1 protein-coding gene is annotated in these 1,082 nt (G+C 72.6%); it reads left to right on the top strand.

Going from position 1 to position 1,082, the window contains the following annotated elements; translation table 11 throughout:
* Positions 1-1,080 (top strand): aldehyde dehydrogenase family protein (locus tag ACQKIP_RS48075; protein WP_427745944.1); only part of this gene is annotated, 1,080 nt, incomplete at its 5' end.
* Between the last annotated feature and the right edge of the window lie 2 nt (positions 1,081-1,082).

Raw genomic sequence — 1,082 nt, 5'->3', positions numbered from 1 at the left:
CCGCTGGGCGTGGTCGGGGTGATCTCCGCGTTCAACTTCCCCGCCGCGGTCTGGTCATGGAACACCGCGGTGGCGCTGGCCTGCGGCGACACCGTGGTGTGGAAGCCGTCCGAGCTGACCCCGCTGATCTCGCTGGCCTGCGACCGGCTTCTTGCCCGGGCCGCAGAGGATGTCGGCGCCCCGCGCGACGTGCACCGGCTCCTGCTCGGTGACCGCACCGTGGGCGAACTGCTCGTCGACGACCCGCGCGTCGCGCTCGTCAGCGCCACCGGCTCCACCCGCATGGGCCGCGAGGTCGGCCCGCGCGTGGCGGCCCGCTTCGGGCGCAGCCTGCTCGAACTCGGCGGCAACAACGCCGCGGTCGTCACGCCGTCGGCCGACCTCGACCTCGCGGTGCAGGGCATCGTCTTCGCCGCCGCAGGCACGGCGGGACAGCGCTGCACCACGCTGCGCCGCCTGATCGTCCACCGCGACATCGCCGACACGCTCATCGCGCGTCTGACCGCCGCCTACACCAAGCTCCCCGTCGGCGACCCGTTCGACGAGAACACCCTGGTCGGCCCGCTCATCTCGCCCGCCGCCCTCGATGGCATGCAGTCCGCGCTGACCAGCGTCCAGGCACAGGGCGGCAAGATCCTCGCCGGGGGCAACCGGCGCCTGGCGGACGCGGCACCGCAGGCCGCGTATGCCGAGCCGGCCCTCGTCCGCGTCGGCGAGCAGAGCGACGTCGTACGCCGGGAGACCTTCGCCCCCATCCTCTACGTCCTTGGCTACGCCACCCTGGAGGAGGCCATCGCGCTGCACAACGACGTCCCCCAGGGCCTGTCCTCCAGCATCTTCACCCGCGACCAGCAGGAGGCCGAGCTCTTCCTGTCCTCCGAGGGCTCCGACTGCGGCATCGCCAACGTCAACATCGGCACGTCAGGCGCCGAGATCGGCGGGGCGTTCGGCGGCGAGAAGGAGACCGGCGGCGGCCGCGAGTCCGGCTCGGACGCCTGGCGCGCGTACATGCGCTCCGCGACCAACACCATCAACTACTCGGGCCGCCTCGCCCTGGCCCAGAACGTCAGCTTCCACTAGGC

Source organism: Streptomyces sp. NPDC059900, from assembly GCF_050270335.1.
In the GTDB taxonomy this organism is placed as follows: Bacteria; Actinomycetota; Actinomycetes; order Streptomycetales; family Streptomycetaceae; genus Streptomyces.
The sequence above is the reverse complement of the archived record's forward strand: the minus strand, read 5'-3'. Positions and strand labels throughout refer to the sequence as shown.